The following is a 22,347-nucleotide window of genomic DNA, read 5'->3' on the forward strand; positions in this document are numbered from 1 at the left end:
CCATGAGTAAAAGTAGTATTTGTTGAAATAAAACAAACAGAGAACCTTTAAATGGCTAACTTGCTTTATAGATGCCAACGCAAGGAGGAGTTTGTATTATGGAATTAATAATAATAGCAGTGCTTATCATAGTTATCGGTGGATTTGCAACATACAAAATGATACAAAGTGCTACTAAGACTAAGGTTGAGGCCTTAGAAAAAGAAGCAGTTGATAAAGTTGAAAGTGCAAAAAAAGAAGCTGATGCAACTAAGAAAGAAGCTATACTAGAAGCTAAAGAAGAAGTACACAGATTAAGAACAGATTTTGAAAGAGATTCTCGTGAAAGAAGAAATGAAATTCAACGATTAGAGAGAAGAGTAATTCAAAGAGAAGAGTCTTTAGACAAAAAATCAGAAGTGTTAGATAAGAAAGATGATAGTCTTAATTTAAAAATACAAGAGATAGAAAATTTAGAGGCGAGTGTACAGGAATTATATACGAAGCAAAGAGAAGAGCTTGAGAGAATCGCAAACCTTTCAAGTGATGTTGCAAAAGATATTTTATTAGATGAAGTACGAAGAGAAATTAAACATGAGACAGCAATGATGGTTAAAGATATCGAGAACAAGGCAAAAGAGGATGCAGATAAAAAGGCTAGAGAAATTATAACAACTGCTATTCAAAGATGTGCTGCAGATCACGTATCAGAAACAACAGTTCATGTTGTAGCATTACCAAACGATGAAATGAAGGGTAGAATTATAGGAAGAGAAGGTAGAAATATTAGAACGCTAGAAACATTAACAGGAGTTGATCTTATAATAGATGATACTCCAGAGGCAGTTATACTTTCAAGCTTTGATCCTATAAGAAGAGAAGTTGCTAGAATGGCACTTGAAAAGTTAATTGTAGATGGAAGAATACATCCAGCTAGAATTGAAGAGATGGTTGAAAAATCAATTAAAGATGTAGAAAATGATATTAAAGAAGAGGGAGAGCAAGCAACATTTGAAACTGGTATACATGGTTTACACCCAGAAATTATAAAACTTCTAGGTAGACTTAAATACAGAACAAGTTATGGTCAGAATGTTTTAAAACATTCTATAGAGGTTTCATATCTTGCAGGACTTATGGCGTCAGAATTAGGAATTGATCCTACAATGGCAAAAAGAGCTGGACTTTTACATGATATTGGAAAAGCGGTTGATCAAGAAATTGAAGGACCACATGCTTTAATTGGGGGAGACCTTGCTAAAAAATATAATGAATCTAGTATTATAGTAAATGCTATTGCAGCACACCACGGTGATGTTGAAATGGAAACTTTAGAAGCAATACTTGTTCAGTCAGCGGATGCTATATCAGCTGCTAGACCAGGAGCTAGAAGAGAAACTTTAGAAGCATATATTAAAAGATTAGAAAAATTAGAAGAAATAGCAGACTCTTATGAGGGTGTAGAAAAATCATATGCTATTCAAGCAGGTAGAGAAATTAGAATAATGGTTAAACCAGAAATAATTGATGATGCGGGAGCAGCTGAGCTTGTGAGAAATATTGTTAAGGATGTTGAAGATAAATTAGAATATCCAGGACAAATTAAGATCAATGTTATTAGAGAAACTCGTTCAGTTGATTATGCAAAGTAATATTAGAGTTAGAGTTAAAAATACATTTTGCCGTGTGCAAAATGTATTTTTTTTTCTATTAATATAGAATGTTATATTTACATTCAATTTTAAAAGTGCTATATTTTTAGTATATTTATGTGAAATAGGGGGCTAAAAATTATGAAAGAATTATCAAAAAAAGCAAAAAGTATGTCAGCATCTTTAACACTTGCACTTACAGCTAAAGCTGCTGAGATGAAAAAAGAAGGTATTGATGTTATAAGTTTTGGGGCAGGAGAACCAGATTTTAATACACCTAAAAATGTTAGAGATGCAGCACATAGTGCTATAGAAGAAGGTAAAAGTAAATATACAGCAGCATCTGGGCTTTTAGAATTAAAAGAATTCGTGTGTGATAAATTTAAAAAGGATAATAATTTAGAATATAGACCAGAAAATATAATTATATCAACAGGGGCAAAGCAATGTTTAACAAATGTATTTGTGTCAATTTTAAATCCTAATGATGAAGTTATAATTGCTAGTCCATATTGGGTTAGTTATCCAGAACTTATAGCACTTGCAGATGGAAAAACAATATTTGCAGAAACATTAAGAGAAAATGATTTTAAGTTAACAGTAAATGATATTGAAAAAAATATTAGTAATAATACAAAAGCTATTATTTTAAACAGTCCTAATAATCCAACGGGTGCAATATATACAAAAGAAGAGCTTGAAGAAATTGCTGAAGTTTGTGAAAAACATGATTTATTTATAATTTCAGATGAAATATATGAAAAATTAAATTATGATAAAGAAATAAATCCACATGTTAGTATAGCTAGCCTGAGTGAGGATGCATTCGCTAGAACTATAGTGATAAATGGATTCTCAAAATCACATGCAATGACAGGATGGAGACTTGGCTATGCAGCAGCTAGTAAGGAAATAACTAAATTAATGTCAATAATTCAAAGTCACACAACATCAAATCCTAATACAATTACACAATATGCAGGTATAGAGGCATTAGTTGGAAATGGTCAGGAATTAGATAAAATGGTAGAAGTTTTTTCAATAAGAAGAGATTTAATGGTTAAATTAATTAGTGAAATAAAAAGTTTTGATTGTATAAGTCCAAAAGGAGCATTCTATTGTTTTATTGATATATCAAAATTATTTAATAAAGACATCAAAAATTCTATTGATTTTGCATCAAAACTTTTAGCTACAAAAAATGTTGTGGTAATACCAGGAAGTGCTTTTGGTAAAGATAATTATATAAGACTTTCTTATGCAACATCAGAGGAAAACATAGTAAATGGGCTAGAAAGAATAAAAGATTTTATAAATAATAATTTATAATAATATTTTTCTTGAAATTTTTAGAAAAAATTATTATAATGGTAGATAGATATAAGAATTTATATTTAAGAAATAAAATTAAATGAGGTGTGTGTAATGATAACTAAAGAAGTTTTAGTTAAAAATGCAACAGGTTTACACGCTAGACCTGCTACATTATTAGTGAAAAAGGCTTCATCTTTTAAATCAGATGTAAGTTTAGAATTCAATGGTAAAAAAGCAAATGTTAAGAGTTTAATCGGTGTTTTATCATTAGCTGTTGGCAAAGACGCTAAAGTAACAGTAATAGCTAACGGTGATGATGAGGCTGCTGCTGCTGATCAAATAGCAGAATTAATAGCAAACTTAGCAGACTAATTTCCTTAAATGACTTATAGAGAAATCTATAAGTCTTTTTTTTGCGAAAAATAATGATTTTTGATAAAAAATTATAGAATTTAGTATAGCTTAAAGAATTTTTGAATATATTTATACTAGAAGATGAAAGAAATTTTTATTAGAGAGAGCAGGTGTTATTATGCAAGAAATAGAAGATTATTTAGAATCTAGAATGGGAACTTATAGCTTCTTTTTTGAAGATTTAAGAAGTGGTTATGTATTTGGGTATAATGAAAACGTTAAAATGGTGGCAGCTGGATGTATGAAGCTTCCAATAGCAATTGCACTTATAAAAGAAGAAGAAGAAGAAAGAGTTAGTTTTTTAGATAAAGTAAGAATAGAAAAGAAAGATAAAGTATGTGGAAATGGTATAATACATGAATTTGAGGATAGAGACTATACAATATTTGAATTACTTGTAGCTATGCTTATACAAAGTGATAATACAGCTGCAAATAAAATAATTGATCTTATTGGGATGGGGAAAATAAATGAGACAATAAGCATTTTAGGATTGGAGAATACCACTTTAAATAGAAAAACTAATGATGAGAGAAATAAGGTTATAGAAGTAGAAAATATAACTACAGCAAATGATCTGTGCAAAATTTGGAAGATTTTAAATGATGGGTCATATTTAAATAAAGATAATTCAACTATGTTAATTGATATATTAGCGAGGCAGCAAAAGAAAAATAAATTAGCATTATATATCCAGGATGACTTAAAAATAGATATTTCGAGTAAAAGTGGAGATAAAAATGGTGTAGAGAATGATACCGAGTATATAAAAATTACTAAAGGTGAATTTGCATTTACAGTTATGTCAACAGGAATTCCTAATTCAGTGTATGGAACAATAACACTTGCAAAAGTAGGGAAAATGATGTGGGATAATATTATGAATAAATGGAATTAAATTCTTGACAAAGAAATTATAAACTGATAAAATTAACTCAATTTAAGAAACCTTTAATTTGATCCCGAGAGGTCAGTAAGGAAGTTATTTTGAGATAATGTTATAATTTATCAAAATTTAGTGCGGCTAAAAGTCTTCCTTAGTACAGGAGGACTTTTTTTTAGCAAAAAATTTAATAACAGTCTCTTCTTTAAATTTAACACAGAGAGGTTAAAAAGGAGTGAAATAGTATGTTAAAGACTAATTTAGAAATAAAACATCTAATAGAGCCAAAAGATTTATCATTAGAAGAATTAAATGATATATTTGAGCTTTCAAATCAAATAATAGAAAATCCTAAAGAGTATCAGGACCTATGCAAAGGTAGAATACTAGCAACTCTTTTTTATGAACCAAGTACAAGAACAAGACTGTCATTTGAAACAGCTATGTTAAGACTTGGTGGACAAGTTATTGGTTTTTCAGATGCCAAAGCGAGTTCAGTATCAAAAGGAGAGTCAATAAGGGATACAATTCAAACAGTGGGTTGTTATGCAGATGTAATAGCAATGAGACATCCATTAGAAGGAGCGTCAAAACTTGCATCAATGTTTTCACAGGTTCCAGTTATAAATGCTGGAGATGGAGGTCATCAACACCCAACTCAAACATTAACTGATTTATTAACAATAAAAACTATCAAAGGAAATTTAAATGGGAATACAATAGCACTATGTGGAGATTTAAAACATGGTAGGACAGTACATTCACTAATAAAAGCACTTTCAAGATTTGAAAATAATAAATTTGTTTTAATCTCACCAGAGGAATTAAAATTACCAAATTATATAAAAGAAGATGTCCTAGAGGCAAATAATATAGAATATATAGAAATAGATAAACTTGAAGATGGAATAAAAAATGCAGATATTCTTTATATGACAAGAATTCAACAAGAAAGATTTGAGAGTAAAGAAGAGTATGAAAAACTTAAAGGTATTTATATCTTAGATGAAGAAAAAATGACACTTGCAAAAGATGATATGATAGTGCTACATCCATTACCAAGAGTAAATGAAATAAGCTATGAAGTGGATAATGATGAAAGAGCAAAATATTTTGTACAAGCTAAAATGGGCATGTATGTAAGAATGGCTCTTATAGCAAAACTTTTGGGGGTAGCATAAATGAAACAGATAAAAATTCAAAATAAATGTTCAAATTCAAACTGTGTGACTAACTATGAAACTTATGTTAGTCCTAAATTTATCTTAGTTAATAAAGATAAAAATAAATATATATGTGAATTTTGTAGTACAGAACACAAAATGGACAACTAATAAATATATGGGGTGAGAATATGGAGTTATTAATAAAAAATGCAAATATAATTGATAAAGCTCATAGTTTTTATGGAGATTTATATATACAAGATGGGAAAATAAAAGAGCTTTCAGATAACATAGATAAAAATTGTAAAGTTATAGATGCTAAAGGGAAAGTTGTAATGCCAGCATTTATAGATACACATGCACACTTTAGAGATCCAGGCTTCACTCATAAAGAAGATATAGAAACAGGCTCAAAAGCAGCAGTTAGAGGTGGATATACAGCAGTTACACTTATGGGGAATACAAATCCAATATCAAGTAGTATTGAAGTTGTAGATATGGTAGAAAATAGAGCAAAAGAGATTGGTCTTGTTGATGCATATCAATGTGCAACTATTACAAAAAATTTAGATGGAAAGACATTAGAACACTTAACTGAGTTTGAAGGCATGGATAAAATAAAAGTTATAACAGATGATGGAAAAGGTGTATGTGATTCAAACATAATGTATAGGGCAATGCTTATAGCAAAGAAAAACAACTGGCTTATAATGTCACATGCAGAAGATCATGATTTATCAAAAATAAGCATGAGACTTGCAGAGAATATGATGACACATAGAGATGTAGAACTTGCAAAGTTCACAGGGGCAAGACTTCATATGTCACATGTTAGTACAGTAGAGGCAATAGAATATATCAAAAATGGTAAAGAACATGGTGCAAATTTAACTTGTGAAGTTACACCACACCACATATTCTTAGATACAAGCAAAAGTAATTATAGAGTAAATCCTCCTATAAGAGAAAAAGAGGATGTAGATTCAATAATAAAAGCAATAAGACTTGGAGTAGTTGATTGTATAGGAACAGACCATGCGCCTCACACAGATGAAGAAAAGTTAAAAGGTGCACCAGGAATGACAGGGATAGAAATTGCATTTTCAATATGCTATACAAAACTTATTAAAGAAGAGGGAATGAGTTTAAATAAACTTTCAGATTTAATGAGTGGGAGAGCGGGTGAAATTCTAGGAGTAAACAAGGGGAAAATACAAATAGGATATGATGCAGATTTAGTTATAATAGATACAGAAAAAGAATTTGTAGTTGATAGAAGTAAGCTAGTTTCAAAGAGTAAGAATACTCCTTTTGATGGAATAACTTTAAATGGTGATATAGATATGACAATAAAAGCTGGGAAAATAGTTTATAGCCAAGAGATATAGGGGGATTAATTATGATAATAGATAAGTTATATAAAAAAGTAGAAGAAAATGGTGTAGTATGTTTAGGGCTTGATACAAGTGTGGATTATATACCAGAGAGTTTTAAAAAGCAGTTTAATAATGTATCAGAATATTTATTTGAGTTTAACAAAGCAATAATTGATGAAACTTTAGATGTAGTATCATGTTATAAAGTACAAATTGCTTACTACGAGGCATTAGGTCTTGAAGGTCTTATAGCTTATAAAAATACACTTAAATATTTAAAAGAAAAAGAAGCAATAAGCATAGCAGATATTAAAAGAGGGGATATAGCTGCAACAGCAACAATGTATGCAAAAGCACACTTTGAAGGAGATTTTGAAGCAGATTTCATCACACTTAGCCCATACATGGGAATGGATAGTATAGAACCATATATGCCATACTTTGAATCAGGAGATAAGGGAGCTTTTATTCTTGTAAGAACTTCTAACAAAGGAGCGCAAGATATAGAGTTTGTTGAAAATAAAGAAGGAAAAACAATCTATGATATAGTTGGTGACAAAATAACAGAGCTTAGTACATCTTCACTTGGAGAAAGTGGATATAGTGCTATAGGTGGAGTTATAGGATGTACACATAGCGAGAATGCAGAAAAAATCAGAGATGATTTTAAAAATATGTTCTTCTTAATACCAGGTTATGGGGCGCAAGGTGGAAAAGCTATAGATGTAGCAAAATACTTAAATAATGGAAATGGTGGAGTTGTAAATTCATCAAGAAAAATCCTTTTAGCATACAAAGAGCAAAATAATGAAGCAGAGTTTGCAAAGTGTGCTAGAAAAGAAGCTATAAGAATGAGAGATGAGATAAAAGAAGCAGTAGAAAGTTTAAGATAGTTTTTAAATAAAGGAGATTGGTGAGATATGTCTATGGAATATGTAAATACAACAGTTATAGAAAATAAAGAAATTTCACAGGGAATATTCTCTATGAAAGTTAAGCATAAAGAGGGAGTAAGAGCAGGTCAGTTCTATATGCTTAAAGGAGAAATTGCTTTTCTTGGAAGACCAATAAGTGTTTGTGAAGTTGAAGCGGATATAATAAGATTTGTTTATGCAGTAGTTGGAACTGGAACAAATGAACTTAAAAATATGAAAAATGGTCAAACATTAAAACTTATAGGACCTCTTGGAAATGGTTTTGATACAGAACGAGAATATGGAAAAGTTGCTTTAGTTGGTGGTGGAATTGGTGTTGCACCAATGCTTGAAGTTGCTAAAGGAATTAGAAAAAAAAATAGTGAAGTAAAAATGGATTTCTATGGTGGATTTAGAGATGAGATATATCTTGCTGATGAAATAGAAAATTATGTAGAGAAAACTTATATAAGTACAAATACAGGAAAATATGGAATCAAAGGATTTGTAACAAAGCCTTTAATTGAAAATATAAAAAATTATGATACAATACTATGCTGTGGACCAGAAGTTATGATGAAAAAAGTAGTTGAAATAGCTAAAGAAAACAATGTGGAGATATTTATCTCTATGGAAAAGCACATGGCTTGCGGGGTTGGAGCTTGTCTTGTATGTACATGTAAAACAAAATCAGGAAATAAAAGAACTTGCAAAGATGGTCCAGTCTTCAATGGCTTAGACATCGAGTTTTAAGGGGGGGAAGATCTATGTTAGAAGTTAGTATAAATGGAGTAGAGTTTAAAAATCCAGTAATAGGAGCATCAGGGACATTTGGCTTTGGAGCAGAGTATAATAATTTTTATGATGTTGGAATTCTTGGTGGAATTTCATCAAAAGGTCTAACTTTAAATGAGAAGCAAGGTAATGATGGAATAAGAATTTATGAAACACCACAGGGGATAATGAACTCAGTTGGGCTTCAAAATCCAGGTGTTGAAGGTTTTATAAAAAATGAACTTCCAAAAATGAGAAAATTAAATACAAATATTATTGCAAACCTTGGTGGTGGTACAATAGAAGATTATGAAAAAGGAATAATATTACTTAATGATACAGATGTAGATATGATAGAACTTAATATATCATGTCCTAATGTAAAATCAGGTGGAATGGCTTTTGGAATAAAATCTGATGTAGCAAAAGATGTTGTATCAAAAATAAAAGCATTAACAAATAAACCTTTAATGGTTAAATTATCACCAAATGCAGAAGATATAGTGGATATGGCTATAAAGTGTCAAGAAGGTGGGGCAGATTCTATCTCACTTATAAATACATTAAAAGGTATGGCAATTGATATAAATAAAAGAGAGACAATATTTAATAATAAATTTGCAGGATTATCAGGCCCAGCAATAAAGCCAATAGCATTAAGAATGGTTTATGAAGTATCAAAAGCTATAGATATACCAGTTATAGGACTTGGTGGGATATCTACAGCAGAGGATGCAATAGAATTTATGATGGCTGGAGCAAATGCTATACAAATAGGAACAGTTAATTTTATAAATCCAACTGCAGGCTTAGAAATAATTAAAGGTATGGAAGATTTCTGTACTAGAGAAGGAATCAAAAATATTAATGAGATAGTTGGAATAATTAAATAGATACAATTTAGAATAAAAAATATTAGGAGGAATTTATTATGGTAATTCAAACATTAAAAGAAGCAGGGGCATTATTAGAAGGACATTTCTTATTATCTTCAGGAAAACATTCAAACGGATACTGTCAGTGTGCAAAGGTATTACAACACCCAGAGAAAGCAGAAAAAGTTTTATCAGTAGTTGTAGATAAATTAAAAGAAGCTAATGTAGAATGCGACTTAGTTGTAGGACCTGCTATGGGGGGAGTTATAGTTGCTTATGAAATTGGAAGACAACTTGGAAAGCCAGCTATATTTACAGAGAGAGAAAATGGAGAAATGACTTTAAGAAGAGGATTTGAAATTAAAGAAGGTCAAAGAGTTATAATAACAGAAGATGTTGTTACAACAGGAAAAAGCTTTAAAGAAGCAGCAGCAGTAATAGAAGCTCATGGTGGAGTGGTAGTTGCAGTTATATGCATGGTTGATAGAACTTCTACAAAAGTAACAGATTATCCAATGTTTAGTTCAGTAAAACTTGAAATTGAAACTTATGATGCAGATAATTGTCCTTTATGTAAGGAAGGAACAGCATATGTTAAACCAGGAAGTAGAAAAATAAAATAATAAAGAAAAAAATACTCTCATGTAGTAATTATGCATGGGAGTATTTTTTTATCTAAATTATTATATAAAAATGGAATGAATAATAATTAGTAGAGTATAAATTTATAGAGTATAAAAAGTCTTTAAATATAAAATTTTCAGTCAATTCAAGTAAATGGTAAATTTGGTGATATAATTAAATCATAGGTAAAGGAAATGAAAATTTCAAAAACTTAGTTAAAAAAATATTAATGTAAGTGTTTACAAGGGTAACAGAATTAGGTAGTTAATGGTATTATATAGTATAATTGTCTTATTAAGAGAAATTATTAATTAGTAATATATAAATATTAAATTTTTATAAACACTTTAAAAGTGCCTTAAAACTAGTGAAATAGCAGTTTTATGAAGCGTTTAGTATAAGAATGTTAAGAAAGAGTAATATTTACTGTTACTATATTTACAAGAGGTACCATTAATGCTAAAGTATTAGTATAAGATGGAAACTAAATTTAGTTGAGTTTAAAGATAGTTATATTTTTAACAAAATAATGAAAAATTTTAGGAGGTCTTTTAGTTATGTTTAAACAATGGGATGGATTCAACACAGGAACTTGGGCAGAGGGAATTGATGTAAGAAACTTTATTCAAAAGAACTATGTAGAGTATAAAGGGGATAAAGAATTCTTAGTTGGAACAACAGATAAAACAGATAAAGTATGGGGAAAAGCTCAAGCTTTAATAATAGAAGAGGTTCAAAAAGGAATTATAGATGTTGCAACTGATAGAGTATCAGGAATAAATAACTATGAAGCAGGATATATAGATCAATCAAATGAAGTTATAGTAGGACTTCAAACAGATGCACCACTTAAGAGAATAGTAAACCCATACGGTGGTATGAGAATGGTAGAAAGTGCATTAAAAGAGTATGGATATGAATTAGATCCAGCTATCGGAGAGCACTTCAATGAATATAGAAAAACACACAACCAAGGTGTATTTGATGCTTATACAAAAGAAACAAGAGCAGCAAGATCAGCAGGTCTTTTAACAGGACTTCCAGATGCATATGGTAGAGGTAGAATAATAGGTGACTATAGAAGAATAGCACTTTACGGAATAGATTATCTTGTAGATGAGAAGAAAAAAGATTTAGAAGCTTTACAAGGTGATATGTTAAATGACTTAATCAGACAAAGAGAAGAAGTAAATATGCAAATAAGAGCACTTGCAGCTATTAAAGCAATGGCAGCTAAATATGGTTCAGATATTTCTAAGCCAGCTGTTACAGCTCAAGAGGCAGTACAAGCACTTTACTTTGGTTACTTAGCAGCTATCAAAGAAAATAATGGAGCAGCTATGTCAATTGGTAGAACATCTACATTCTTAGATATCTACATTGAGAGAGATTTACAAAATGGATTAATCACAGAGGCTGATGCACAAGAATTAATAGATCAATTAATAATCAAATTAAGACTTGTAAGACATCTTAGAACACCAGAATATAATGACTTATTTGCTGGAGATCCTACATGGGTTACAGAAGGAATAGCAGGTATGGGGGTTAATGGTAAATCACTTGTTACTAAAAACTCATTTAGATACCTTCACACATTAATAAATCTTGGACCAGCACCAGAGCCAAACTTAACAGTTTTATGGTCAGATAAATTACCAACAGGATTCAAAAAATTCTGTGCTGAAATATCAATCAAAACAGATGCTATCCAATATGAGAATGATGAAGTTATGAGACCATTATATGGTGATGACTACTCAATCGCTTGTTGTGTATCAGCTATGAAAATTGGTAAGCAAATGCAATTCTTCGGAGCAAGAACAAACCTTGCTAAAGCATTACTTTACACAATTAATGGTGGTATAGATGAGAAAACTGGAAAAACTGTTATAGAAGGAATAGCTCCAATAACAGATGAAATTTTAGATTTTGCAACAGTTAAAGTTGGATACCAAATCGTACTTGATAAAGTTGCAAAACTTTATGTTGATACAATGAATGTAATTCACTTTATGCATGATAAATATGCTTATGAAGCAGGACAAATGGCATTACACGATACTGAAGTAGAAAGATTAATGGCATTTGGTATAGCTGGACTTTCAGTTGTAGCTGACTCATTAAGTGCTATTAAGTATGCTAAGGTTAAGCCAATAAGAAATGAAAATGGAATTGCTACTGATTTTGAAATTGAAGGAGAATTCCCTAAATTTGGTAATGACGATGATAGAGTTGATGATTTAGCTGTAGAAGTTGTTACTACATTTAGTTCAGATCTTAAAGAGCACCCATTATATAGAAATGCTAAACACACACTTTCAATCTTAACAATAACATCTAATGTTGTTTATGGTAAGAAAACAGGTTCAACACCTGATGGAAGAAAAATTGGAGAAGCTTTCGCACCAGGTGGAAACCCAATGCACGGAAGAGATTCAAGTGGAGCATTAGCAAGTTTAAATTCAGTTGCTAAAATACCATATTTAAATGTTTGTGAAGATGGAGTTTCAAATACATTCTCAATCGTTCCAGATGCTTTAGGAAAAGATATGGATGGTAGAACAACAAACCTTGTTGGATTACTTGATGGTTACTTTGCACAAGGAGCTCACCATTTAAACGTAAATGTATTTAACAGAGATACATTATTAGACGCTATGGAGAATCCAGAGAAGTACCCAACATTAACAATAAGAGTATCAGGATACGCTGTTAACTTTGCTAGACTTACAAGAGCACAACAACAAGAAGTTATAAGCAGAACATTCCACTCAACTATATAATTTATAGGAGAGTTTTAAAGTAAAAGGTATGAAAGCTTAGCTTTCATGCCTTTTTTTAATAGTATTTTACGATTTAAATATGATACAATTACATTTTATTTAAATTTGTTAGGGGGGATTTTATATGACAAAAGGAAGATTACATTCAATAGAGACAATGGGACTTGTAGATGGACCTGGAATAAGATTTGTTGCATTTATGCAAGGATGTGCAATAAGATGTGCATATTGTCATAATCCAGATACATGGGCAATAAATGGTGGCGAAGAATATACACCAGAAGAACTTGTTAAAAAGATAAAAAGATATAAAACTTATTTTGCATCATCAGGTGGTGGAGTGACATTTTCAGGTGGAGATCCATTATTACAACCAGACTTTTTAATTGAAACACTTAAATTATGTAAGGAAGAAGGGATTCATACAACTCTTGATACAGCAGGTGTTGGAGTTGGTAGATATGATGAAATTTTAAAATATACAGATTTAGTATTATTCGATATTAAGCATATTGATAAAGATAAATATAAAGAGTTAGTTGGAAAAGATATGGGTGAATCAATGAAATTCTTAGAAGTATGTCAAAAAAATAACACTAAAATTTGGGTTAGACATGTAGTAGTACCAGGGATGACAGATTCAAAAGAACATTTAATTAAACTTAAAAAGTTTATTGATACTTTAAAGAATGTTGAAAAAGTAGAGCTATTACCGTACCATGTTTTAGGTGTTAATAAGTATGAAACAATGGGAATAAAGTACAAGTTAGAAGGTTTAGAGCCAATGGACAAAGATCTTTTAAATGACATGAAAAAAGAAATATTTGGATAAGAGAAAACCACCTAGATTTTAAAAGTCTGAGGTGGTTTTACTTAATTATTTAACTAGAATAGCAGTTCCACCAAAAATTTCTGTTTTTTCACCATTCTATCCATTGCAGTTTCTTTAGCATAATAGAATAAGGTTATTATGGCTATAATATGAAGATGTATAAATAAGGAAAAGAAATATTGATATTAGAGTTTGGAGTTAGTATACTTAATATAAGAAAAATGTTGAAATATAGGGGGAATAATTATGAGAAATAAGAATAGATTAATTAATAGATTTATAGAGTATGTAAAGATAGATAGTGAGAGCTATAATGAAAAAAACTTTGCAGATAGGTTATTTAAAGACTTAATAGAGCTTGGATTTGAAGTAAACTATGATGATGCAGGTGAAAAAATAGGTTCAAATTGTAAAGGGAATATAATTGCAAAGCTTAAAGGTACAGTAGAGGGAGAGACAGTACTATTCTCAGGTCATATGGATACAGTTACTCCAGGCGTTGGTATAAAGCCTATAATAAAAGATGATATGATATGTACTAATGGAACTACTATCCTTGGTGGAGATGATAAGGCCGGTATAGCAGGTATTTTAGAAGCTATACTAACACTTAAAGAAAATAAAGAAGATTATCCAAGTATAGAACTTGTATTTACAGTAGCAGAGGAAGTTGGACTTCTTGGGTCAAAGAACTTGGATTATTCAAAAATAACAGCAAAAAAAGCATTTATACTAGATAGTAGTGGCGATATTGGAGTTGTTACTATACAAGGGCCCGCACAAGATAACTTAAAAGTTAAAATACTTGGAAAACCAGCTCATGCAGGGGTTGCACCTGAAACTGGAATTAGTGCAATTCAAATAGCTGCAAGTGCTATTTCAAATATGAAACTTCTTAGGATTGATAAAAATACGACTGCGAATATAGGTACAATAAATGGTGGTAAAGTTACAAATATTGTTTGCCCAGAAGTGATGATAGAAGCAGAGGCAAGAAGTACTGTTGAAGAATCTTTAGATTTACAAACAAAGCATATGGTAGATATATTTACTAAATTTGTAAATGAAGCAGGTGGACAAATTGAAATTAAAGTTACTAGATCATATGGAGCATTTAGTGTAAATGAAGATAATAAAATTATAGAACATATGAAAAAAGCTTGTTCAAAAGTAGATTTACCAATGAAATTAGTTGCATCAGGTGGTGGAAGTGATACTAATATATTTAATGGAAAAGGTATTATAGCTATTAATTTAGCAAGTGGAGAGAGAAAGCCACATACATTAGAAGAACATATATTTATAAAAGATTTACTTAATATATCAGAAATAGTAAAAGCAATAATTACTACAGCAATTTATTAAGCTAATTTCGAAGTTATAAAAACAAAAAGAAATAATAGTAAAAGGCATGAATTTAGATTTTTTAAATTCATGTCTTTTTTTGTGAATATAAATTTTAATAAAATTATAAAATAAAATTATAGGGACAATATAAGTAGTAGGATTATATTTTATATTATTAAATAATTTTAAGAAAGTGGTGATAGTTTTGTATAGCAATGAAATTGATTATAAAATCTATGGGGATGACATGCAATTTGTAGAAATTGAGTTAGATCCAAAAGAAACTGTTATAGCAGAAGCGGGTTCTATGATGATGATGGATAATAACATACAGATGGAAACAATATTTGGAGATGGAAGTAGTAAGAAAAGTGGCTTTTTAGGGATGCTTGGAGGTGCTGCTAAGCGTGTTATTAGCGGAGAAGGTCTTTTTATGACTGCATTTACCAATACAGGAGGGTACAAAGAGCAAGTATCTTTTGCATCACCATATCCAGGGAAAATAATCCCACTTGATTTAAGTAGATATCAAGGCAGGATAATTTGTCAGAAAGATGCTTTTTTATGTGCAGCAAAAGGAGTAAGTGTTGGGATTGATTTTAAAAGAAAACTTGGTGCTGGTTTCTTTGGTGGCGAAGGATTTATTCTTCAAAAGTTAGAAGGTGATGGACTTATATTTATTCATGCTTGCGGAACTATTATAAAGAAGAGTATTATGCCGGGTCAAAGATTAAAAGTAGATACAGGATGTTTAGTTGCTATGACAAAAGATGTAGATTATGATATCCAATTTGTTGGAGGAATTAAGAATAGTTTATTTGGTGGTGAGGGGATATTCTTTGCTAGTTTAACTGGGCAAGGTGATGTTTGGATACAAAGCTTACCATTTAGTCGTCTTGCTTCAAAAATATTTGCAGCAGCACCACAAGTTGGGGGACGAGATACTGGTGAAGGAAGTATTTTAGGAGGTCTTGGGAATTTATTTCAAGATTAAAAAAACTAGGCAGCTTGAGTTACTTCAAACTGCCTAGTTTTTATTAAATATACTGTTTTGATGTATCAGGAATAATTGGTGCATCCAAAAATTCATTATATTGATAATCTATTTTAGAATGATTAGAATTGATATCTTTTGATACAATATCAATTATAGTATTACCGATAAATTCACCAAGTACAAATCCTTCATCACAGTCTGGCTTATAGTGAACACCACCATAAAGTCTAGAGACTGAACATTCAACTCCAAGATTATAAAGTTTTTCTGCTTCGCTAGGGAAGAAATAAGTAAGTATAGAAACCATACAACCAGCCATAACAGAATGACCAGCAGGATAAGATGGATGTCTAGGTGTAGCTAAAACTGGCTTGAATAATGGATTGTATTGTACAGGCCTTACAACATTAAAAGCATATTTATAATGCCAACAAACAACGCAAGCATCATTTAAAGCCGCATGAAGGATATAATGCATTCTTTGCGCTCTACAAGCTGGCACTTTATAAGTAGTTATTAAGATATCTAAGATTGGTGTAAATTGCTTTGATGGAGGTCCATATCCCCAGTAATGAGCAAGTTCAATCTCTTTAGGTGTTAAAAATTTAGATATGTTATAAATATATTCAAACTCTTTTTTGAAGTCAAATACTAAATCTGCTTCTTTTATTGGAAAGTTTAATGGACATGCTCCTAAGCCATAAAAGAGATTATCTTTTTTTGTTAAAAAGCAAGTAGGCCAACTACTAGCGTTTCTTTCTTCTGGCTGTGGAAATAAATACTCTCCAGGGTATGGGATTATATTCCATCCGTAAGGGTGAATTGAGTCGAATATTTCAGGACTTTTAGGTGTTGATGTATCGTTACAGTTGCAACAATTTTTATAATTATTGTTATTCATATAAAACTCCGTAAATAAATTGATAATAACTAGTATATAAATAAATAAGTGGATTTGACACTTATTTATAATAATTAAAAATAATTAATAATAAACATGAACAAATAAAGAAAAGATGAATATCATATAAGTAGTTTAGTGATTTATCACTTTACTTTAATAAAGTGCAGGAGGGGCTATGTTTAAAAATATTAAAGAGCTACCAATAGGAATGAGAGACATTATTGGAGAAGATTGTTTAAAGATAGAAAAAATATTAGATAGTACAAATAAAATATTTAATAATTTTTCATATGAAGAGGTTATAACACCTAGTATAGAGTTTTATGATACTTTCAAAGGTATATCTAAAGCTATAAATCAAGATGAAATGTATAAATTATCTGATAGAGAAGGGAAGTTATTAAGTTTAAAAGTTGATGCAACACTTCCTATTGCAAGAGTGGTGTCTAGTAAACTTAAAGATAAAAAATTACCTATAAGAATAAGATATTCAACTAATGTTTTTAAAGTGAGTAAAAAACTTTCTGGAAAAAGAAATGAATCTTTAGAAGTTGGAATAGAACTTATTAGTGATGAGAATTTCCATTCAGAAGTAGAGGCTATTTTAATTGCAATAGAAACAATAAAAGGGCTAGAGATTAAAAATTTTAAGATAGAAATAGGGCATATAGGAATTGTAAAAAGAGTAATTAAACTTTTGAATTTAGATATAGAGAAAAAAGATGAATTCATAGAATTAGTAGAGGAAAAAAGACTTATTGATTTAGAAGAATTTTTAGGTGAATTAAATTTAGAAGATAATTTAAAAATATTTTTAAAACAATTTCCATGGATGTTTGGTGATTTTAGTAATTTGAAAAATGAAAAAAAATATATAAAAGATATAATAATACAGGAATATGTTGATTATATTGAAAAATTATATGGAGTTTTTAAGGAACTAGGCTTAGATAAATATTTAAGTTATGATTTATCAGTTGCATCAAAGATTGACTATTACTCAGGTGTTGTATTTAAGGGGTATTTAGAGAATCAAGGAAATCATGTAATTCAAGGAGGCAGGTACGATAGTCTGATGAGTTTATATGGTAGGGATGTTAGTGCAATTGGATTTTCTTTAAATATTGATGATTTATTAGTTAATATGGAAAGCATAGAAAAAGAAGATGCGAGTAAGTTATCATATACTGATGAGAATTACATTGCAATATTAAAAGAGGCAATAAAATTAAATCAGGAAGGTAAAAAAATAATTCTTGTTAAGGAGGAATTATCATGACTATAAATATAGCACTTACAAAGGGAAGACTTGAAAAAAATGCTATTGAGATATTTGAAAAAGCAGGACTAAATTGTGAGAGTCTAAAAAATAAAGGAAGAAAGTTAGTATTTAGAGATGAGGAAAATGATATAAATTATTTTTTAGTTAAGGCTAATGATGCAATAACTTATGTAGAACATGGCGTTGCAGACCTTGCAATTGTAGGGAAAGATTCACTTATGTACTCTGGAAAAGATTATTATGAAATTTTAGATATGAAATTTGGAGTGTGTAAATTTATAGTAGCAGGAATGCCGAATATAAATTTATTTGAAAGAGTTGGACATGTTAAGATTGCATCAAAGTATCCAGAAGTAGCAACTGAATATTTTAAAAAGCGTTATATGGATGTAGAGGTAATTAAAATAGAGGGCTCTGTAGAACTTGCGCCTATTCTTGGGTTATGTGATGGGATAGTAGATATTATGGAAACAGGGACTACACTCAAAGAAAATGGATTAGTTGTGTTAGATGAAGTCTGTAATATAAGTGCAAGGCTAATAGCGAATAAGGTTAGTTTTAAGATGAAACAAGAACAATTATTACCATTAGTTAATTTGCTAGATAAAGTAGTAAGGTAAGGAGAGTTTATAATGTTAAAGGTGAGTTTTTACAATAAGGGAGATAGTATAGAAAAAGTTTTTGAGGATAGGGTTATAGCAACTCCTGCTCAAATAGAGGAAGATGTAGATAGAATTATTGAGAATACAAAACTTAATGGAGATGTAGCATTAAAAGAATATTCTAAGTTATTTGATGGAATAGATATAGAAGACTTTATTATAACTAGAAAAGAATTGCAACTTGCAGCTAGAAAAGTATCTAGAGAAGTTTTAAATGCACTAAAAAAAGCTAAAGAAAATATAGAAAAATTTCATGTTAAACAAAAACAAAATTCATATGTGAATTTTGAAGAAGATGGTGTCTTTTTAGGACAAAGAGTACTTGCTATAGAAAATGTAGGAGTGTATGTTCCAGGAGGGATAGCAGCATATCCATCATCAGTTTTGATGAATGTTATACCTGCTAAAGTTGCGGGAGTGAAAAATATAATTATGGTTACACCACCATCGAAAACAGGAAGAATAAATCCAGTTATAGCAGCGGCTGCGATAATAGCAGATATTGATTGTGTTTATAGCATTGGTGGGGCACAGGCTATAGCAGCACTAGCTTTTGGGACAAAGAGTATACCAAAGGTTGATAAGATTGTAGGCCCAGGAAATATATATGTAGCAACAGCAAAGAAAAAGTTATATGGAGTAGTTGATATAGATATGATAGCAGGGCCTAGTGAAATATTAGTAATAGCAGATGAGGGGGCAAATCCTAAATATATAGCAGCAGATCTTTTATCACAAGCAGAACATGATAAAATGGCAGCAAGTATTTTAGTCACAACATCTGAATCTTTATGTGAAGAGGTTAATTTAGAAATTGAAAATCAACTTAAAGTACTAGATAGAAAAGAAATTATACAACATTCATTAGAGAATTATAGTAAGGCAATAATATGTGAAAGCATAGATGATGCTATAAATGTAGCTAATGAATTTGCCCCAGAACATTTAGAACTTATGATACAAAACCCTATGGAGCATTTTGAGAAAGTGAAAAATGCAGCATCAGTATTCTTAGGATATTATACACCTGAGCCAGTTGGTGATTACTTTGCAGGGGTGAATCATGTATTACCAACAAATAGCACAGCAAGGTTTTTCTCTCCGTTATCAGTTGATAGTTTTATAAAGAAAATGTCTTTCACTTATTATACTAAGGATGCTATTAATAAAAATGGAAAAGATATAATGCTTATAGCTGAAAAAGAAGGGCTTCTTGCACATAAAAATTCTATAAAAGTTAGGATGGAAAAATAATGAAAAATATTGGTTTAGATAGTAATGAAAATTTATATAATCCATATAATTCAGTGGATTTTCTAAGTGGTTTATCTTTTGAAGATGTGATGTTTAAATATCCTGATAATGAATATTTAGAGTTGAGAAAAGCTTATGCAGATTATTCAGGGGTTAGAAAAGAAAATATAATTGCAGGTAATGGCTCTGATGAAATGTTAAATCTTATAATTTCAAATTATATTTTTGATGGGGATATTTTTATGACATTAAGTCCTGATTTTGGTATGTATGATTTTTATGTGAATCAAAATGGTGGAAAAATATGTAAGTATGTTTTTGAAAAGGATAATTTTAATATTGATGAATTTATTTTTAAAATAAAAGAAGTTAATCCAAAGTTATTGATATTTTCAAATCCTAATAATCCTACAGGGAATGCGCTAACTAAAAAAGAAGTGAAAAAAGTATTAGATAGTGTTACAGATACTAAAATAGTTGTAGATGAGGCTTATTTTGAATTCTTCGGAGAAACAGTTATTAATGAAACAAATAATTATCCTAATTTAATAGTTACAAGAACATTATCTAAAGCTTTTGGACTTGCAAGTATTAGAGTAGGTTTTTTAATAAGTAATGAGTATGAAGTTGAAAAGTTAACTTTAAAGAAAGTTCCATTTAATATTAATAGAATTTCAAATAATATAGCAATACAGGCATTAAAGAAAAATGAATTAATGATTGAAAGTGTTGAAAAAATTGTTTTAGAGAGAAGTAGAGTTTTTGAAAAGTTAAAAAATGTAGAAAAAAACTTTACTGATTTGAAATTTTATAAAAGTGGAGCAAACTATATATACTTTGAGGGTAAAGATGCTAAGGAGATAAAAGATAGGCTTAATAAAAAAGGTTTTAATATAAGAGTATTTAGTGATGAAAAAGCTAGAATAACAATAGGGACTAAAGAACAAAATTTAGCTGTTACAGAGTGTATAAATTCTTTAGTATAAGGTGAGAAAATGAGAGCGTATAGTAATTCAAGGATAAGCAAAGAAACAGAGATAGACTTTTATATAAATTTAGATGGGACAGGTAAAAATAATATAAAAACTGGAATAGGTTTTCTAGATCATATGTTAGTTTTACTATCATTTCATAGTGGAATAGATATGGAGATTTTATGCAAAGGTGATTTAGAGGTTGATGACCATCATAGTGTAGAAGATATAGGGATAGTATTTGGTGAGGCATTGTTAAATGCTATTGGTGATAAAAAAGGCATAGGAAGATATGGTATGTGTTATTTACCAATGGACGAAGCCTTAGCACAAGTAGTTTTAGATTTTAGTGGAAGAGGATATTTAGTATTTAATTCAGCGTTTAATAGAGAAAAAGTTGGAGAACTTTCAACTGAAATGATAGAAGAGTTTTTTAGAGCACTTGCTATTAAAGCTGGAATTACACTTCATATAAATATGATTTATGGAAAAAATGATCATCATAAGATAGAAGCTATTTTCAAAGGCTTTGCAAGAGCTTTAAAAGAAGCTATTACAGTTGATGAGAATAATATGATTATAAAAAGTAGTAAGGGGATTTTATAGGAGGTAGTATGATTATAATACCAGCGATAGATATAATAAATGGGAATGCTGTAAGGCTTTATAAAGGGGATTATGCTAAGGAAGAACTGATTTCAACAGATGTAATATCATTAGCAAAAGAGTTTGAAAATAAGGGGGCTAAGTATTTACATTTAGTTGATTTAGATGGGGCTAAAGTTGGAAAAATGGTAAATTATGATTTGATAAGTAAAATAGTGAAAAGTATCAACATTCCAGTAGAACTTGGTGGTGGAATTAGAAATATGAGTATGATTGATGACCTTATAAAGCTTGGAATATCAAGAGTAATACTTGGAACAGCAGCAATAAAAGATAAAGAATTACTAAAAAGTGCTGTAATTAAATATAAAGAAAAAATAGCAGTTGGTGTAGATTGCAAAGATGGTTTTGTGTGCACACATGGCTGGATAGAAAAGAGTGATATCACCTATATTAATTTTTGTAAAGAATTAGAAAATATAGGTGTTAGAAATATAATTTTGACAGATATATCTAAGGATGGAACATTAGAAGGTTGTAACATAGAAATGTTAAAAGAACTGTCTAAGAATATCAATGTAGATATCACTGCATCAGGTGGAATAAAGGATATACAAGAGATAGTTAAATTAAATGAATTAGATATTTATGGGGCAATAACTGGCAAGGCAATATATTCAGGTAATTTAGATTTAGAAGAAGCTATCAAAATAACAAATTAATATAAGGGGT

At 30.0% G+C, this 22,347-nt stretch carries 22 protein-coding genes; 21 read left to right on the plus strand and 1 reads right to left on the minus strand.

The genetic code is table 11. The features are described 5' to 3' along the window. Positions 1-98 precede the first annotated feature (98 nt). From rny to Q0V24_RS04090, 15 genes are all read left to right on the plus strand, one after another. Positions 99-1,631: a ribonuclease Y gene (gene rny / locus Q0V24_RS04020; RefSeq protein ID WP_297518834.1), complete on the plus strand. Its 1,533-nt coding sequence runs from the start codon at positions 99-101 to the stop codon at positions 1,629-1,631. Positions 1,632-1,772: 141 nt separating this feature from the next. Beyond that, entirely contained in the window at positions 1,773-2,960 is a 1,188-nt protein-coding gene (locus tag Q0V24_RS04025) for a pyridoxal phosphate-dependent aminotransferase (RefSeq protein ID WP_297518835.1), read from the plus strand. Between the two features lie 96 nt (positions 2,961-3,056). Then, positions 3,057-3,317, plus strand: coding sequence for an HPr family phosphocarrier protein (locus tag Q0V24_RS04030; RefSeq protein ID WP_297518836.1), 261 nt, complete (start codon positions 3,057-3,059; stop codon positions 3,315-3,317). Positions 3,318-3,477: 160 nt separating this feature from the next. Next, entirely contained in the window at positions 3,478-4,257 is a 780-nt protein-coding gene (locus Q0V24_RS04035; protein WP_297518837.1) for a serine hydrolase, read from the plus strand. A 230-nt stretch (positions 4,258-4,487) separates the two neighbouring features. Next, positions 4,488-5,423, plus strand: coding sequence for an aspartate carbamoyltransferase (pyrB, locus tag Q0V24_RS04040; protein WP_297518838.1), 936 nt, complete (start codon positions 4,488-4,490; stop codon positions 5,421-5,423). Then, a complete protein-coding gene (locus Q0V24_RS04045) occupies positions 5,424-5,576 on the plus strand; it encodes an aspartate carbamoyltransferase (RefSeq protein WP_297518839.1) in 153 nt (50 codons plus the stop codon). It begins immediately after the preceding gene. A gap of 20 nt (positions 5,577-5,596) precedes the next feature. Next, positions 5,597-6,796: a dihydroorotase gene (locus tag Q0V24_RS04050; protein ID WP_297518840.1), complete on the plus strand. Its 1,200-nt coding sequence runs from the start codon at positions 5,597-5,599 to the stop codon at positions 6,794-6,796. Between the two features lie 11 nt (positions 6,797-6,807). Then, entirely contained in the window at positions 6,808-7,677 is an 870-nt protein-coding gene (gene pyrF / locus Q0V24_RS04055) for an orotidine-5'-phosphate decarboxylase (protein ID WP_297518841.1), read from the plus strand. Positions 7,678-7,704: 27 nt separating this feature from the next. Next, positions 7,705-8,451, plus strand: coding sequence for a dihydroorotate dehydrogenase electron transfer subunit (locus tag Q0V24_RS04060; protein ID WP_297518842.1), 747 nt, complete (start codon positions 7,705-7,707; stop codon positions 8,449-8,451). A 14-nt stretch (positions 8,452-8,465) separates the two neighbouring features. Continuing rightward, positions 8,466-9,365, plus strand: coding sequence for a dihydroorotate dehydrogenase (locus Q0V24_RS04065; protein WP_297518843.1), 900 nt, complete (start codon positions 8,466-8,468; stop codon positions 9,363-9,365). A 38-nt stretch (positions 9,366-9,403) separates the two neighbouring features. Then, entirely contained in the window at positions 9,404-9,970 is a 567-nt protein-coding gene (pyrE, locus tag Q0V24_RS04070; RefSeq protein WP_297518844.1) for an orotate phosphoribosyltransferase, read from the plus strand. A 558-nt stretch (positions 9,971-10,528) separates the two neighbouring features. After that, positions 10,529-12,757, plus strand: a complete 2,229-nt coding sequence (gene pflB, locus Q0V24_RS04075) for a formate C-acetyltransferase (RefSeq protein ID WP_297518845.1) — start codon at positions 10,529-10,531, stop codon at positions 12,755-12,757. 124 nt (positions 12,758-12,881) lie between these two features. After that, a complete protein-coding gene (pflA, locus tag Q0V24_RS04080) occupies positions 12,882-13,589 on the plus strand; it encodes a pyruvate formate-lyase-activating protein (protein ID WP_297518846.1) in 708 nt (235 codons plus the stop codon). Positions 13,590-13,835: 246 nt separating this feature from the next. Next, a complete protein-coding gene (locus tag Q0V24_RS04085; protein WP_297518847.1) occupies positions 13,836-14,954 on the plus strand; it encodes a M20/M25/M40 family metallo-hydrolase in 1,119 nt (372 codons plus the stop codon). A gap of 187 nt (positions 14,955-15,141) precedes the next feature. Continuing rightward, positions 15,142-15,930, plus strand: coding sequence for a TIGR00266 family protein (locus tag Q0V24_RS04090; RefSeq protein ID WP_297518848.1), 789 nt, complete (start codon positions 15,142-15,144; stop codon positions 15,928-15,930). A 43-nt stretch (positions 15,931-15,973) separates the two neighbouring features. On the opposite strand, the gene Q0V24_RS04095 is transcribed toward Q0V24_RS04090, so the two are convergent. Continuing rightward, positions 15,974-16,834 carry a vanadium-dependent haloperoxidase gene (locus Q0V24_RS04095; protein WP_297518849.1) on the minus strand — a complete coding sequence of 287 codons (861 nt, stop codon included), beginning with the start codon at positions 16,832-16,834 and terminating at the stop codon, positions 15,974-15,976. 178 nt (positions 16,835-17,012) lie between these two features. Here Q0V24_RS04095 and Q0V24_RS04100 point away from each other — a divergent pair, with 178 nt between their 5' ends. From Q0V24_RS04100 to hisA, 6 genes are read left to right on the plus strand one after another with little or no spacing between them, the layout of a single operon-like run. Further along, entirely contained in the window at positions 17,013-18,116 is a 1,104-nt protein-coding gene (locus tag Q0V24_RS04100) for an ATP phosphoribosyltransferase regulatory subunit (RefSeq protein ID WP_297518850.1), read from the plus strand. Beyond that, positions 18,113-18,739: an ATP phosphoribosyltransferase gene (gene hisG, locus Q0V24_RS04105; protein ID WP_297518851.1), complete on the plus strand. Its 627-nt coding sequence runs from the start codon at positions 18,113-18,115 to the stop codon at positions 18,737-18,739. Before Q0V24_RS04100 ends, hisG begins: the two co-directional genes overlap by 4 nt. Positions 18,740-18,751: 12 nt before the next feature. Continuing rightward, the gene (gene hisD, locus Q0V24_RS04110; protein WP_297518852.1) at positions 18,752-20,035 is read left to right on the plus strand and encodes a histidinol dehydrogenase; all 1,284 of its coding nucleotides are present in this window, start codon (positions 18,752-18,754) and stop codon (positions 20,033-20,035) included. Further along, positions 20,035-21,021, plus strand: coding sequence for a histidinol-phosphate transaminase (locus tag Q0V24_RS04115; RefSeq protein ID WP_297518853.1), 987 nt, complete (start codon positions 20,035-20,037; stop codon positions 21,019-21,021). The genes hisD and Q0V24_RS04115 overlap by 1 nt, the downstream gene beginning before the upstream one ends. Positions 21,022-21,030: 9 nt before the next feature. Next, positions 21,031-21,615 (plus strand): imidazoleglycerol-phosphate dehydratase HisB, encoded by a 585-nt coding sequence (gene hisB / locus Q0V24_RS04120; protein ID WP_297518854.1) that lies wholly within the window; start codon positions 21,031-21,033, stop codon positions 21,613-21,615. 8 nt (positions 21,616-21,623) lie between these two features. Further along, the gene (hisA, locus tag Q0V24_RS04125) at positions 21,624-22,337 is read left to right on the plus strand and encodes a 1-(5-phosphoribosyl)-5-[(5-phosphoribosylamino)methylideneamino]imidazole-4-carboxamide isomerase (RefSeq protein ID WP_297518855.1); all 714 of its coding nucleotides are present in this window, start codon (positions 21,624-21,626) and stop codon (positions 22,335-22,337) included. The last annotated feature ends 10 nt before the right edge of the window (positions 22,338-22,347 follow it).

This window comes from uncultured Clostridium sp. (genome assembly GCF_947039605.1).
GTDB lineage: Bacteria > Bacillota > Clostridia > Clostridiales > Clostridiaceae > Sarcina.

Bases quoted from the DNA above. Each gene is read 5' to 3' on its own strand.
- rny (WP_297518834.1), top strand. From the start codon at position 99: ATGGAATTAATAATAATAGCAGTGCTTATCATAGTTATCGGTGGATTT.
- Q0V24_RS04025 (WP_297518835.1), top strand. From the start codon at position 1,773: ATGAAAGAATTATCAAAAAAAGCAAAAAGTATGTCAGCATCTTTAACA.
- Q0V24_RS04030 (WP_297518836.1), top strand. From the start codon at position 3,057: ATGATAACTAAAGAAGTTTTAGTTAAAAATGCAACAGGTTTACACGCT.
- Q0V24_RS04035 (WP_297518837.1), top strand. From the start codon at position 3,478: ATGCAAGAAATAGAAGATTATTTAGAATCTAGAATGGGAACTTATAGC.
- pyrB (WP_297518838.1), top strand. From the start codon at position 4,488: ATGTTAAAGACTAATTTAGAAATAAAACATCTAATAGAGCCAAAAGAT.
- Q0V24_RS04045 (WP_297518839.1), top strand. From the start codon at position 5,424: ATGAAACAGATAAAAATTCAAAATAAATGTTCAAATTCAAACTGTGTG.
- Q0V24_RS04050 (WP_297518840.1), top strand. From the start codon at position 5,597: ATGGAGTTATTAATAAAAAATGCAAATATAATTGATAAAGCTCATAGT.
- pyrF (WP_297518841.1), top strand. From the start codon at position 6,808: ATGATAATAGATAAGTTATATAAAAAAGTAGAAGAAAATGGTGTAGTA.
- Q0V24_RS04060 (WP_297518842.1), top strand. From the start codon at position 7,705: ATGTCTATGGAATATGTAAATACAACAGTTATAGAAAATAAAGAAATT.
- Q0V24_RS04065 (WP_297518843.1), top strand. From the start codon at position 8,466: ATGTTAGAAGTTAGTATAAATGGAGTAGAGTTTAAAAATCCAGTAATA.
- pyrE (WP_297518844.1), top strand. From the start codon at position 9,404: ATGGTAATTCAAACATTAAAAGAAGCAGGGGCATTATTAGAAGGACAT.
- pflB (WP_297518845.1), top strand. From the start codon at position 10,529: ATGTTTAAACAATGGGATGGATTCAACACAGGAACTTGGGCAGAGGGA.
- pflA (WP_297518846.1), top strand. From the start codon at position 12,882: ATGACAAAAGGAAGATTACATTCAATAGAGACAATGGGACTTGTAGAT.
- Q0V24_RS04085 (WP_297518847.1), top strand. From the start codon at position 13,836: ATGAGAAATAAGAATAGATTAATTAATAGATTTATAGAGTATGTAAAG.
- Q0V24_RS04095 (WP_297518849.1), bottom strand. From the start codon at position 16,834: ATGAATAACAATAATTATAAAAATTGTTGCAACTGTAACGATACATCA.
- Q0V24_RS04100 (WP_297518850.1), top strand. From the start codon at position 17,013: ATGTTTAAAAATATTAAAGAGCTACCAATAGGAATGAGAGACATTATT.
- hisG (WP_297518851.1), top strand. From the start codon at position 18,113: ATGACTATAAATATAGCACTTACAAAGGGAAGACTTGAAAAAAATGCT.
- hisD (WP_297518852.1), top strand. From the start codon at position 18,752: ATGTTAAAGGTGAGTTTTTACAATAAGGGAGATAGTATAGAAAAAGTT.
- Q0V24_RS04115 (WP_297518853.1), top strand. From the start codon at position 20,035: ATGAAAAATATTGGTTTAGATAGTAATGAAAATTTATATAATCCATAT.
- hisB (WP_297518854.1), top strand. From the start codon at position 21,031: ATGAGAGCGTATAGTAATTCAAGGATAAGCAAAGAAACAGAGATAGAC.
- hisA (WP_297518855.1), top strand. From the start codon at position 21,624: ATGATTATAATACCAGCGATAGATATAATAAATGGGAATGCTGTAAGG.